This window comes from Pseudomonas sp. S5D5, assembly GCF_003013355.1.
GTDB lineage: Bacteria > Pseudomonadota > Gammaproteobacteria > Pseudomonadales > Pseudomonadaceae > Aquipseudomonas > Aquipseudomonas aylmerensis.
Genome location: NZ_PTEO01000001.1, coordinates 1384589 through 1397115, shown reverse-complemented (window position 1 = coordinate 1397115; position 12527 = coordinate 1384589). Strand labels below are relative to the sequence as shown.

General features: G+C 60.4%; 12 protein-coding genes. 9 read left to right on the top strand and 3 right to left on the bottom strand.

The features are described from left to right. The first annotated feature begins 12 nt into the window (after positions 1 to 12). The 7 genes from argH (at position 13) to C9990_RS06645 (ending at position 6880) form a co-directional block, all read left to right on the top strand. Entirely contained in the window at positions 13 to 1440 is a 1428-nt protein-coding gene (gene argH / locus C9990_RS06675; protein WP_106802830.1) for an argininosuccinate lyase, read from the top strand. Positions 1441 to 1546: 106 nt separating this feature from the next. After that, entirely contained in the window at positions 1547 to 2425 is an 879-nt protein-coding gene (locus C9990_RS06670) for an amino acid ABC transporter permease (RefSeq protein ID WP_017134649.1), read from the top strand. Between the two features lie 24 nt (positions 2426 to 2449). Next, positions 2450 to 3214 carry an amino acid ABC transporter ATP-binding protein gene (locus tag C9990_RS06665; protein ID WP_016974699.1) on the top strand — a complete coding sequence of 255 codons (765 nt, stop codon included), beginning with the start codon at positions 2450 to 2452 and terminating at the stop codon, positions 3212 to 3214. Positions 3215 to 3239: 25 nt separating this feature from the next. Next, entirely contained in the window at positions 3240 to 4061 is an 822-nt protein-coding gene (locus C9990_RS06660; RefSeq protein ID WP_065909178.1) for an ABC transporter substrate-binding protein, read from the top strand. A gap of 161 nt (positions 4062 to 4222) precedes the next feature. Next, positions 4223 to 5392 carry an MFS transporter gene (locus C9990_RS06655; protein ID WP_106802829.1) on the top strand — a complete coding sequence of 390 codons (1170 nt, stop codon included), beginning with the start codon at positions 4223 to 4225 and terminating at the stop codon, positions 5390 to 5392. Between the two features lie 54 nt (positions 5393 to 5446). Further along, positions 5447 to 6394 (top strand): hypothetical protein, encoded by a 948-nt coding sequence (locus C9990_RS06650; protein WP_106802828.1) that lies wholly within the window; start codon positions 5447 to 5449, stop codon positions 6392 to 6394. Between the two features lie 105 nt (positions 6395 to 6499). Further along, positions 6500 to 6880, top strand: a complete 381-nt coding sequence (locus C9990_RS06645) for a helix-turn-helix transcriptional regulator (protein WP_106802827.1) — start codon at positions 6500 to 6502, stop codon at positions 6878 to 6880. A gap of 48 nt (positions 6881 to 6928) precedes the next feature. Here C9990_RS06645 and C9990_RS06640 read toward each other — a convergent pair whose 3' ends face one another. The 3 genes from C9990_RS06640 to C9990_RS06630 all read right to left on the bottom strand — a co-directional run bounded on the left by C9990_RS06640 (position 6929) and on the right by C9990_RS06630 (position 10465). Beyond that, positions 6929 to 8431, bottom strand: a complete 1503-nt coding sequence (locus tag C9990_RS06640) for an amidase family protein (protein ID WP_106802826.1) — start codon at positions 8429 to 8431, stop codon at positions 6929 to 6931. A 126-nt stretch (positions 8432 to 8557) separates the two neighbouring features. Continuing rightward, a complete protein-coding gene (locus tag C9990_RS06635; protein ID WP_256595063.1) occupies positions 8558 to 9250 on the bottom strand; it encodes a hypothetical protein in 693 nt (230 codons plus the stop codon). 156 nt (positions 9251 to 9406) lie between these two features. Beyond that, a complete protein-coding gene (locus C9990_RS06630) occupies positions 9407 to 10465 on the bottom strand; it encodes an MBL fold metallo-hydrolase (RefSeq protein WP_106802824.1) in 1059 nt (352 codons plus the stop codon). A 124-nt stretch (positions 10466 to 10589) separates the two neighbouring features. On the opposite strand from C9990_RS06630, the gene C9990_RS06625 reads away from it, so the two are divergent. Further along, the gene (locus tag C9990_RS06625; protein ID WP_106802823.1) at positions 10590 to 11216 is read left to right on the top strand and encodes a TetR/AcrR family transcriptional regulator; all 627 of its coding nucleotides are present in this window, start codon (positions 10590 to 10592) and stop codon (positions 11214 to 11216) included. Positions 11217 to 11404: 188 nt separating this feature from the next. Beyond that, complete coding sequence (locus tag C9990_RS06620; RefSeq protein ID WP_106802822.1) at positions 11405 to 12463, top strand: diguanylate cyclase; 1059 nt, start codon at positions 11405 to 11407, stop codon at positions 12461 to 12463. Positions 12464 to 12527 lie beyond the last annotated feature (64 nt).

Below are 12527 nucleotides of genomic sequence, written 5' to 3'. Positions count from 1 at the left end.
TGAGGAATACCCATGTCCCAGCCCACCGACCGCCTTTGGGGCGCTCGTTTCAAGACCGGTCCGTCTGCAGCATTGGCCGCGTTGTCACGTTGCCCTGAGCGCTATTTCCGCCTGACGCCCTACGACCTGGCCGGCTCCCGTGCCCATGCCCGTGAGTTGCAGCGCGCCGGTTTGCTGGATGAGTCGGAGACCCTGCGCACCCTGGAGGCCCTGGACCGGATCGGCGAGGACTTCGCCGCCGGCCGCCTGCATCCGACGCTGGATGACGAGGATGTGCACACCTTCATCGAACGCGTATTGACCGAGCGCCTGGGCGCCCTGGGCGGCAAGTTGCGCGCCGGGCGTTCGCGTAACGACCAGACGGCCAACGACCTGCGCCTTTTCCTACGCGACCATGCACGCACCATCACCACCGAGGTACTCGCGTTGCAGCAGGCGTTGGTGGAGCAGGCTGAGCAGCATGTGGAGAGCATCTGCCCGGGCTTTACCCACTTGCAGCAGGCGCAACCGATTGTGTTTGCCCATCACCTGTTGGCGCATGCGCAGTCGATGCTGCGCGATGTGCAGCGTCTGGTCGATTGGGATGCGCGTACGGCGTTGTCGCCGTTGGGCGCGGCCGCCATGGCCGGGTCGGCGATTGCGCGCCAGCCGGAGCATTCGGCCAAGGAAATGGGCTACACCGGACCGTGCGAAAACTCCATTGATGCGGTCGCCAGCCGTGACCATGTGGCGGAATTCCTGTTCGTGGCCGGCATGCTCGGGGTGAATATTTCGCGCCTGTCGGAAGAGTTTTGCCTGTGGTCTTCGCGCCAATTTCGCTGGGTGGTGCTGGACGATGCCTACGCCACCGGCAGCTCGATCATGCCGCAGAAGAAGAACCCAGACATTGCCGAATTGGCCCGGGGCAAGGCTGGGCGCTTGATCGGCAACCTGACCGGGTTGATGTCGACACTCAAGTCGCTGCCGCTGTCGTACAACCGCGATTTGAGTGAAGACAAGCACAGCGTGCTGGACAGCGTGGACACCTTGCTGCTGGTGCTGCCGGCGATGGCCGGGATGGTTGCGACCATGAAAGTGCAGGTGCAAGAGCTACGGCGTCAGGCGCCGATGGGCTTCACCCTGGCGACTGAGGTGGCGGATTGGCTGGCAACGCGCGGTGTGCCGTTCAAGGAGGCGCATGAGATTACCGGCGCCTTGGTGCAGGCCTGTGAGAAGCATGAGATTGAATTGTGGGAAGCCTCGCCGGCGATGTTGGCGGAGGTGGATGCTCGGTTGCTGCCGGAAGTGCGCGACTGCTTGACCCTGGAGGCGGCGATTGCGGCGCGCAGTGGCTGGGGCGGGACGGCGCCGGAGCGGGTTCGGGAGCAGATTGGGCGGTTGAAGGTGGCGTTGGCGGCTCAGCAGCAGTGGGCTGAAAGTTATCAGGGGTTTCGGATTTAAACCTGGGCCTTTGTGGTGAGTTTGCTGGCGCTTTCGCAGGCAAGCCAGCTCCCACATTTGGACCGTGTTTTAACCGTTGGATCGAGTACAGCAGTGGAGTAGCACCATGAACCAAACCCCGGCGGAGCGCTTGGAAGCCGAGCGCAAGTTGTCCGAGAACCAGTTCGATATCACGCAGTACGAGCACGTGCCGCGTCGTTATTACGGACGGATGTTTTTCGCCACGTTGATCGTGATCGCATTGGCCGCGCTGTTGCGTGCCTTCGCCAATGGCCAGATCGAATGGTCCTACATCGGTCAGTTCCTCACGTCTGAGGCCATCCTCTGGGGCCTGGTCAACACCATCGTCATGTCGATCCTGGCAATGGCGCTGGGGGTGGTGATCGGGGTCATCACGGCGATCATGCGCATGTCGGCCAACCCGATCCTGCGTTACGTGGCCATCACCTATACCTGGCTGTTTCGCGGCACGCCGCTGATTCTGCAACTGCTGCTGTGGTTCAACCTGGCGCTGATTTTCCCGGTGATCGCGATCCCCGGCCTGTTCAGCATCGACACCGTCGACCTGATGACACCATTCGTGGCCGCCCTGCTCGGCCTGAGTATCAACCAGGGCGCCTACACCGCTGAAGTGGTGCGCGCCGGCCTGCTGTCGGTGGACACCGGCCAGTACGAAGCCGCCAAGTCCATCGGCATGCCGAGCCTGCAAGCGCTGCGTAGGGTAATTCTGCCGCAGGCGATGCGAGTGATCATTCCGCCTGTAGGCAACGAGTTCATCAGCATGGTGAAAATGACCAGCCTGGCCAGCGTGATCCAGTATTCGGAGCTGCTGCACAACGCGCAAAACATCTACTACGCCAACGCGCGGGTCATGGAGCTGCTGATTGTTGCCGGCATCTGGTACCTGGCGGTGGTGACTGTTCTTTCATTTGGTCAAAGCCGCCTCGAGCGTCGTTTTGCCCGCGGCGCCGGCAAGCGTTCGTAAGTCTGGGTTGAGGAGATTTGCCCCATGAGAAGCATCGTCAAGGCCGTCAACCTGAACAAGTATTACGACCAGTATCACGCGCTGCGCGACATCAATATCGAGGTCGAGCAAGGCGAAGTCATGTGCATCATCGGCCCGTCCGGCTCGGGTAAAAGCACGCTGCTGCGCTGCGTCAACCAGCTGGAAAAAATCGACAAGGGCGGCCTCTGGGTCGACGGCGAACTGGTGGGTTACCGCGTCGTCGGCAACAAGTTGCACGAGATGAATGAATCGCAGATCGCGCGCCAGCGCCTGGCCACCGGCATGGTGTTCCAGCGCTTCAATTTGTTCCCGCACATGACCGTGCTGCAGAACATCATCGAAGGCCCGTGCCAGGTGCTCAAGCGCTCGCCCAAGGAAGCGACCGAGGACGCGCTGGAATTGCTGGCCCGCGTCGGCCTGGCGGACAAGCGCAATGCCTACCCGGTGGAATTGTCCGGTGGCCAGCAACAGCGTGTGGCGATTGCCCGCGCGCTGGCGATGCGCCCCAAGCTGATGTTGTTTGACGAACCCACGTCAGCCCTCGACCCGGAGCTGGTAGGAGAAGTGCTGTCGGTGATGCGCGATTTGGCCACCACCGGCATGACCATGATCGTGGTCACCCATGAGTTGGGCTTCGCCCGTGAAGTCTCCAACCGCATGGTGTTTATGGACGCCGGCCAGATTGTGGAAGCCGGCAGCCCGGAAGAAATTCTAATAAGCCCACAAAACCCGCGTACCCAAAGCTTTATTTCTGCCGTTCGCACTTAACTAAAAAACTAACGAGAACGCCCCCATGAAAACATTGTTTATCCCAACGTTGCTCGCAGGCCTGATGGCCTCCTCGTGTGTATTCGCGGCATTGCCGGCGGCAATCAAGGACAAGGGTGAAATCAGTGCGGCCATCGTGCCGAACTACCCGCCGATGGACTTCAAGGACACCGCCACCAACAAGCTCACGGGCCTGGACTTCGACCTGGGCAACGCCCTCGCCGAGCGCCTGGGCGTGAAGATCAAATGGCAGGAAACCGGCTTCGAGCAGATGCTCAGCGGGCTGACCACCAAGCGCGTCGACATCGTGCTGTCCGGTATGAGCGACACCGCCGAGCGCCAGAAAGCCGTGACGTTTATCGACTACTTCACCAGTGGCCCACAGCTGTACACCCTGGCCAAGCGCGAAGACCTCAAGGAATTGACTGACCTGTGCGGTAAAAAAGTCGGCACCAGCCGCCGTACGACCTGGCCGTCGGAAATTGCCGCGTGGAGCAAGGAAAACTGCGAAGCAGCAGGTAAGCCAGCGATCGTGGTGATCGGCACTGAAGGCTCGGCGGACGCGCGTGCCCAGTTGCAGCAGAACCGTTTGGATGCGGCGATGCAGGGCAGCGAGACGATTCCTTATTTGATGTCGTTGGACAAGGGCAAGTACAAGCCGGTAGGCCTGGCGATTTCCAAGCAGTTCACCGGGCTGGGGATCGAGAAGAGCAATACCGAGTTGGTCAGCGCGATCAGTGAGGCGTTGCAGGGCATGCTCGATGATGGGACCTACGGCAAGATCCTCAAGAAGTGGGATCTGGAGCAAGGTGCGGTCGAGAAGATCACCATCAATTCCGGCCAGTAACTCGATCCAAATGTGGGAGCGGGCTTGCTCGCGAATGCAGTGTGTCAGCGACGAATGTACCGACTGACCCGCCGCATTCGCGAGCAAGCCCGCTCCCACAAGGGATCTGTTGTGTATGAAAGATCGTAACCTGCCTCAAGAATAAGGACATCCGCCCCACCGTGGCCACCTACTCCCTGGTAATCCGCCGCCTGATGATCTGCTCGGTGACCATCGTGGTCAGCCGCGCCATGACCAGCCCCTTGCTGGCCCTGCTGTTGAGCACCCGCCTGGGCCTCAACCAACAGGACATCGGCCTGCTGATGGGGATTGCCGTCTTCATCGCGACCCTGCTGGGCCTGTATGGCGGCTACATCATCGACCGCCTGGAAAAGCGCAAGCTGCTGATCCTGGCCATGCTCTCCAGCGCCATCGGTTTTCTGTTGCTGACCTTTGCCAGCAACCTCTACCTCACCACCCTGACCCTGGTGATCACCGAAGCCGCGTCGGCGCTGTTCCTGATCGGCTCCAAGGCGATCATCAGCGAGAACCTGCCGGTGGGCGACCGCGCCAAGGTGTTTTCCCTGCGCTACACCCTGACCAACGTCGGCTACGCCACCGGCCCGATGGTCGGCGTGGTGATCGCCGGACACATGCAGCTGGCGCCGTTCCTGATCGCCAGCGCCATCGCGTTTGGCAGCGTATTCCTGATGATCGGCATCCCGCCGACCCAGCGCGACGACAGCAACAAACCCCTGAGTTTCCTCAGCACCCTGCGCACCTTGCGCAGTGATCGCACGTTGATCCTGTTTACCAGCGGCAGCCTGCTGAGCACCATTGTCCACGGGCGCTATACGCTTTATCTGTCGCAATTTCTGCTGGTTGCCTACAAGCCTGCCGAGGCGCTGAAGATTTTGTCGGCGGTGCTGGCCTGCAACGCCATTACCGTGATTTTGATGCAGTACCAGATCGGGCGTTTTCTCAAGCGTGAACAACTGCGCTACTGGATCGTGCTCGGCACCTTGCTGTTCATCCTCGGGTTGATCGGTTTCAGCCTGGCCGACAGCCTGCTCACCTGGTGCCTGGCGATGTTTGTGTTCACCCTGGGCGAGATGATCATCTACCCGTCGGAATTCCTGTTCATCGACACCATCGCCCCGGATGCACTGCGCGGCAGTTACTACGGCGCGCAGAACCTGGCGGCATTTGGCGGCGCGATGAGCCCGGTGATTTGCGGCTACCTGCTGATCAATGCAGCGCCGACCAGCATGTTTTATGCGCTGGGAGCACTGACGGCCATGGGCGGCACGCTGTGCTTCTTGAGCGGGCGGCGGGTCGCAGTTTCTTGCTGATATTTACGCGGGATCCGGCTATTAATAGCGAAACTTCTCACGGACCCGAGCCCCATGAAATTCGACACGGCCTACAGCCTGAGTCTCGATGACAAGCTGTCGATCTACGACGTACGTGACCTGAATTTCGACGAAACCGTCGCCTTCGATTCCGACCAGGACAGTTTCCTCTGCCCCAACGATGACTGCCGTGCAGCCTTCGAGGCAGGCAATGTGTTGAGCACATTCAACGCAAAGAACGTCAACTACCTGCGCACCCCGCACTTCAAGAACACCCCGAGCACCCGGCATATCGACGGCTGCCGTTACGCCAGTACCCACAAAACCGCGACCGGCGAAAATGACGACGAGCGCGAGGAAAACTTCCCATCGGAATTTGTCCTGACACGGCGTACGTACGCGGCTAAAACCCCGGTTACCAGCCCTCAAGGACAACTCCCACAGGGCCCTGAGAAAACGCCGTCAAGCCGCACCAGCCCGTCCGGCAGTTCCCACGACACCACCCCGGACAAAACCAGCGTGTTTGCCCACCCGGTGGAATGCTTCGTGTCGAATATCGACGACAAGGACAAGCTCAAAAGCATGCCGCTGAAGATCGGCGACCACACCGCGACCTACTCGACGTTCTTCAAGAAGATCGAATACCTGCAGGACAACAAGGGCCTGATCTACTGGGGCAAGATCAAGGCGATCAAGGACTACACCAGCAGCTTTCGCATCGACTTCGACAAGAAGGTGTGGCTCGACAAGAAGCCCTATTCAGTCAACGTCTACCTGAGCAAAAAGCTCATCGAGAACTACCGCAAACGCTCAGTGTTCCTGGAGCAGATCAGGGCGGCGGCAGACAGTGACCGGGCGTTGTACTGCTTCTTCTACGGCGTGACGCCGGAGCTGAAACAGGTACCGAGCAAGAAAAACCCCGAGCAGACCTTCGGGGTGTTCAGCGCGAATATCGAAAACCTCGATCACCTGCTTATTCGCGAGGCGCCGGGACTGGAATAACCGGGGGCTGAAAGCCATCAAAAAAATCCAGTTGATGAGCGGTCAAAACAACTGTACAAAAACACAGTATAGTTTGTCTTCCCCGTCGAACCCTGGAGAAATTCCATGTCCTCTCTGGCAATGCGCTCTTTCGTCGATCAGCAGATCGTCCTGCATCAATTCACCGCCAAACACAGCGTACAGGCCCGCGCGATGCTGGGCTGGAGCCGCGAAGACCTGGCGCGCCAGGCCGATGTGACGGTGGAGGCCATCCAACAATTCGAAAGCCTGGGCGACGTGGGTGATGAAACCCGCCTGGCCGTGGCGTTCCGCCTGGAGGCCGAAGGGCTGGTGTTTTTCCCGGGGTTTGCGCCGGGGTGGGGCATGAGCGTGCGCAGGTTCGATACCCTCCCGACCGAGCCCGCAGCACCCACCATCCTTTCGCGGCTGATGGGCTCAACTGCGGCATCCATTGACTCAGCCACGCCCCAACCGAATGGCGCGTAGGGTCCAGCCGGACCACCACAACCCGGCCGCGCGCGGCAGTGTGTAGCTTCAGAGCCTGGGGTTGACCATCGCCTGGGCCGCCTGCTCATACCCATGGGCCACCGCCAGCAAGGTCGGTTCAGCCCAGCGGGTGCCGAAAAAGTAGGCACTGGTGGGCAGGCCGTCCTCGTTCGTTCCGGAAGGCACCGTGATCCCCGGGTAACCCGCAGCGGCCACGCCGAAATAAGCGTTGGTCTCGAAGTCGGTCACCATGGCATCAAGGTTTTCTGCCTTGATCGGATCACCCACCGTGCTGCGAAAATCCTCGATCAGTTCGTCCCACAGCGGTTCTCGTTGGTCCGGCGTCAAAGTGGAGGCAGCTATTTCCTTGAGCATCGGCTGGTGATCGGTCTCGGTGCCGTCGCGGTCTTCATTGAACTTGATCAGCTCCGTCAACGACTTGACTGGCAATCCGCGGCGTTTGGCCAGGTAAGCATTCATTTCCTCCTTCACATCCGAGAGCAGCAACTCCTCATAGTGTGATGCGTCCGCCAGACGCATGTCGACGGGCACAAGAACCGCGCCTTGATCACGCAGCACCTCAAGTGTCCGCGTGAATGACGCACTGTTGACCACAGGCAGGATTTCGCCGTTTGCACTGAACGTCGTCGGATAACCAATGCGCTTGCCCGTCAACGCGCCGGGTACCAGCAGCCGCGTGTAGTCCACGCCCTCGGGAGCGCCCACGCTTTGCGGGTCATCAAGGTCGCGGCCTGACATGGCATTGAGCATCAGCGCCACGTCATACACCGAGCGTGCCATCGGGCCCGGCGTGTCCTGTCGCCGGCTGGCCGGAATGATGCCGTTACGGTCCAGCAAACCGACACTGGGCTTGAGCCCGACCACGCCGTTGAGTGCCGCCGGTACGATGATCGAACCATTCGTCTCCGCCCCAACTGCCAAGGGGGCCAGCCCGGCGGCGACCGCGGCCGCCGAACCGGAACTGGAGCCCCCCACGTCAGCATCTGCCTGATGTGGGTTACGCGTTTGCCCGCCCCTGCTGCTCCAGCCATCGGGCGCGCCACGAAAGCCCGCCAGCTCCGTCATATTGGTTTTCCCCAGGATCACCACGCCCTGTTTGATCAGGTTATCGACCAGCGGGGCGTTCTTGCCGACGGCCGCACCCACCAGGCCGAATGCTCCCGCACTGGTTTGCATGCCGGTGGTTTCGAGGGTGTCCTTGAGCAGGATGGGAATACCATGCAGCGGCCCGCGCACCTTGCCACTGGCGCGCTCCTGATCCAACTCGCGAGCAGTGCGCAGCGCATCCGGATTAAGCTCAATCACGGCGTTCAATTGCGGGTCGAGCTTGAGAATGCGCTGTTGCAGGTAGTTGACCAGGCTCACCGATGTGAGTCCGCCGGGCCTGGCCATCTGCGCGCTGAGCTCGCTGACACTGAGGTACTCGGTACCTGGGGCTACGGATTTTGAAACTGCGGGCACAGGGTCGGCGACCCAGGACTGCGCGACTTGCCGAACGACAGCCCCTACACCGTATGCAAGACCGATCATAAGACCTCTTCAGGATTAAGAAATGACGAGGGATCGACGTTGATCCATCACCAGTCTAAGAAGGCCTCGCGCCCCAGGCAGCCCGACCCAAGGCGTTCACGGCGTAGGATTAGTCAACACAACCGGTCACTGTAATTGCACCGGTGCCGGCATCAGGCCTTGCGCGCTGCGGTATTCCTGAACCAGCGCCTGCAGCGCATCCTTCGACCAACGCGCACCGTAGAACCACACCGTCGCGCCCTCTTCGAGCGGCTCGCCATGCACCGGGTAGCCGGTCCAGCAGGCCGCATGAAACGCCGCGCTGCGGCTGTCCGACACCAACGCATCCAGTCGATTTTCACTCACATGCGCGTCGATTTCGTTGCGGGTCTGCAGGTCGAACAGCAGGCTGTCATCGCTACGCTGTGCAAGCACTGGCACCAGTTGCGCCCCGGCCCGGCGAAGCACGTCCAGCGCGTTCAAGAAGGCGGTGGTGTGCTCCAGCGGCTCGCCCTGCACAAACCGCTCGGCGAAGCCGATGCGCCTGCCCGCCAATGCCTGGCTGACCGCCAAGACGTTGTTGTTCTGCACCAGGGGCACCTCCACCATGACCGGCCCCGAAGGGTCAACGCCGCTCAAGGCAATCAACGATAACGACGGATCACGCACCGGTTTCAGCGGAAGAGCCGGAGAGGTGTAGCCAGGGATCGGAATGCGACCTTCAGGGTGGGCATGAGACTGCGGGTCGCTGCCAAAAGCGATACCGTGCGCACTCGCCGGTTCGTTAAGCAACTGTTTGAGGAGGGGCGCCGAGACTGCCGACTCGAGTAGCGCTGACACCGCGTGCCCGGTCGGGCACGTGCCCCCATGCCAAGATGTCCTACCTTTGCCTTCCATAAGAAGTACCCCCGAAAAACCGACTTCCGGGGATCATCGCACCCTTGGCTGGCGTCTGTCGCAGCCCTGAAACAGCTTGAAAACTCCTTTTCCCACAGCTCAGCTCAACAGGCGCTCCTGGGCACCTTGGGTTTCCACATCCAGCCACCACGCGTTGCCACGTTCCGGCTGGTTCAAACTGAACGCCTGCCCCATCGCCGGCGTTGTAATCGAGACATTGCGTTCCCAGGCCAGGGCCATGATGCGATCGAACGGTTCGTGCCAGGCATGGAATGCCAGGTCGAAAGTGCCGTTGTGGATCGGCAGCAACCAACGGCCCTTGAGATCGATATGCGCTTGCAGGGTTTGCTCCGGCTGCATATGCACATGCGGCCAGTCGACGTTGTAAGCGCCGGTTTCCATCAACGTCAGGTCAAACGGACCGTACTGCTCGCCGATGCGCTTGAAGCCATCGAAGTAGCCGGTGTCACCGCTGAAAAAGATCCGCCGTGCGCCGTCGATCATCACCCAGGAACACCACAAGGTCTGGTTGGCATCGAACAGGCCGCGTCCGGAAAAGTGCTGCGCCGGCGTGGCGACAAAACGCAGGCCATCCACCTCAGTGCCTTGCCACCAATCCAGTTGCCGCACCTTGCTGGCATCCACGCCCCACTTGATCAGCAGATCGCCCACGCCCAGCGGCGCAAGAAAGTGCCGGGTCTTGTCGGCCAATTGGATGACAGCCTTGTGGTCAAGATGGTCGTAGTGGTTGTGGGAAAGAATCACTGCCTCAAGCGGCGGCAACTCTTCAAGGGTGATGGGCGGCTGATGAAAACGCTTGGGGCCGGCCCAACTGAACGGCGAGGCACGCTCGGCGAACACCGGGTCGGTCAGCCAGAATTTGCCGCGCATTTTCAGCAGCACCGTGGAATGCCCCAGGCGGTACACGCTGTGATCCGGCGCCGCCAGCAACTGCTCGCGGGTCAGCGGCTGCACCGGGATCTGCCCCACCGGCCGCGTGCTGCGCGGTTTGTTGAACAGCATGTTCCAAAAGATACGCAAGGTTTTGCCAAAGCCGCCGTGCTGCACCGGGGCGTCGTTGCTGAAATGCCCCTGGTCCTGCTCGGCAGGCTTGGGCGCCGCAGGCGAAGGCTTGAGACGGCTTGAAATCGTGGCCATAACTGAGAGACTCCTACCGATCGCGCATAAAATTACACTGCACAGTGTAGTTTCTAGATTGCAACAAAACCCCGAGCAAGTAAACTACTGAGTGTAATTTACCCTGACGAGCCGAGCGCCGCCCATGACTGCCCCTCTACGCCTCACTGACCGTAAACGCGAAGCCATCGTGGCTGCGGCTATTGCCGAGTTTCGCGCCAACGGATTCGAGGTCACCAGCATGGACAAGATCGCCGCCACCGCCGGCGTATCCAAGCGCACGGTGTACAACCACTTCCCCAGCAAGGAAGAGCTGTTCGCCGAAATTCTCCACCAACTCTGGGCCAGCAGCGTCGCCCAGCTCGACGTCAGCTATACCAGTGACCGCCCATTGCGCGAACAATTGCGTGGGTTGCTGGAGGCGAAGATGAAAATGATGTCGGACGCCAACTTCCTCGACCTGGCCCGCGTGGCGATCGCCGCCACCATTCATTCGCCGGAACGCGCGCAAGACATGGTCAACCGTCTGAGCAAGCGTGAAGAAGGCTTTACCCAATGGGTACGCGCCGCGCAGGAAGACGGACGGCTCAATTGCAGCGACCCGGCCTTTGCCGCCCACCAGATCCAGAGCCTGCTCAAGGCCTTCGCCTTCTGGCCACAGATCACCCTTGGCCAACCCACCCTGGATGCGGCCAACCAGGCCAGCGTCATCGAGTCCGCCATTGATCTGTTCCTGGCCGGCTATGAAGTCACTGCGCCCCGCCAGCCGTAAAACCTGTTGCGTGTGCGACATTCCAGGTCGTTTTTGACGTATTAGCCCTCTGTTTTGCGCAAATGGCCTGGAAGGACACTGATTATTCCCACGGGAATAACTGACAATATTCACAGGCATTATCCGATCAACGGTTAATCCTGCGAACGTGTGTCGTCGTATCTGCAACAGAGTTGATCCGGGAATTTATGGAAAACAGACAAGGCAAAGGGCTTTCATTTGCCAAACGTATCTACAAGCCAAGGATCATCGGCCTGGGCATTGGCTGCATCAGTGTCATCGGTGCCCTCTACCCGCTCGCGATGCCCGGCTGGGTCTGGGCGTTGCTGTTGTTCAATGGGTTCGCGTGGGCGCACGTGGCGTATCAGCTGTCGACTCGCTCGCAGTATCCCTACAAGGCCGAGCAGCGCAACCTGCTGTACGACTCGTTGTTCGGCGGTTTCTGGGCCGCCGCCACGCAGTTCACCCCGCTGACGGCCGTGACCATCCTGTCGATGATGACCATGAACAACGTCGCCGCCGGCGGCAAGCGCCTGTTCCTGCGTGGCCTGCTCGCACAAGCCCTCGGGATCGGCGTGGCAGGGACGCTGTTCGGCTTCCAATTCAATCCTGACGTCAGCCTGCTGCAGGTCTATACCTGCCTGCCCATGCTGACCCTCTATCCGATGGCCATCGGCATGGTCTGCTACCAGTTGGCAATCAAGCTATCGGAACACAAACGCGCCCTCAGTGCCCTGAGCCGCACCGACAGTCTCACCGGCCTGCTCAATCACGGTTCCTGGAAAGACCTGCTCCACCTCAAGTTTCACAAGTGCCAGCAACAACAAAGCCACGCCACCATCGCCTTGATCGATATCGACCACTTCAAGCAGATCAACGACAGCCACGGCCATATCATCGGCGATGCAGTATTGCGCCAACTGAGCGTCGAGCTGCGGCGTAACCTGCGGGAAAACGACCTGGCCGGACGTTACGGGGGCGATGAGTTCTGTGTGATTCTTCCGCAAATGCCCCTGGAACAAGCCGCGCAACTGATGGAACGCATGCGCGAAACCTTCAGTAATTACCGCAACCCGCAAATCCCCGAACTGCGTGTGAGCCTGAGTATCGGCCTGGCGGATTTCCAGCCGTACTTCACCGATGCAGCCATGTGGCTGAATGCCGCGGACCGCGCGCTGTATGCCGCCAAGGACACCGGGCGCAACCGGGTCAACATCAGCGAGGAAAAGATCGCCCATTCCGCCTGAAGTTGTCCTACGACACCTCGTCTGAATCTTCCGCGTAACAGCGCAAATGAAATCATAATGCCAC